General features: G+C 67.3%; 1 pseudogene. It reads left to right on the plus strand.

From position 1 onward, the window contains the following. Positions 1 to 42: 42 nt before the first annotated feature. Positions 43 to 278: pseudogene (locus EE949_RS00175) on the plus strand (DUF1120 domain-containing protein); the annotation flags it as partial.

The following is a 278-nucleotide window of genomic DNA, read 5'->3' on the forward strand; positions in this document are numbered from 1 at the left end:
ATGCAAGGGCGGCAGCGTGGCCGAAGCCGACGTCGCCTGAGTATGACCGTCAACTGCCCGCAGGCCGAAGACCTCAGCCTGTTCTACCGTGCAAAAGCCGCCAGCCCACAGCGCCTGCGGTTTACCGAGCACGGCAGCTATGCCATTGAGGCCGGGAATGCCCTGCTCGATGGCCGGGCGGTGGAGCTGGGTTTGCTGCCGGCCGTGGGTCAGGCACCCGTCGCCAATGGCAGCGTCGTGCAATGGCGACCCGGTCATGGCATCGCGCCGGTCGAACG

It is taken from the genome of Pseudomonas viridiflava, assembly GCF_900602065.1.
Lineage (GTDB): Bacteria > Pseudomonadota > Gammaproteobacteria > Pseudomonadales > Pseudomonadaceae > Aquipseudomonas.